This window comes from Salinimicrobium oceani (assembly GCF_012037645.1).
In genome coordinates, this window is the sequence record NZ_JAAVJR010001611.1 from 1 (window position 1) to 287 (window position 287).

The 287-nt window shown below is 42.5% G+C and carries 1 pseudogene; it reads right to left on the reverse strand.

The features are described from left to right. Nucleotides 1–244, reverse strand: a pseudogene (locus tag HC175_RS23290) (hypothetical protein); the annotation flags it as partial. Between the last annotated feature and the right edge of the window lie 43 nt (nucleotides 245–287).

Sequence of the window (287 nt, forward strand, 5' to 3'; positions counted from 1 at the left end):
CCAACTTTATACTAAAGGCTTTATCGATCCTTAGATCCTGTACATAGGCAGCGTTAAGCACCCCATAATTCCAGGTCTTTACTGCTACCGGAGTATAAGCCACCTTTAAATTTGTATTCTTCCCGTCAATTCCTGCAGCACTAAATTTTGAATGGGAAATATTTCCTCTAAGGTTGTTGGTGTTTCCCGCCAGTTTTACTTCTCCGTATCGCACGTCAAGCTTAACCTGACCTGACCCTGGCATTTTTACCTTAAGCACCTTTTTCGCCGAAGAACCATCTTTGATG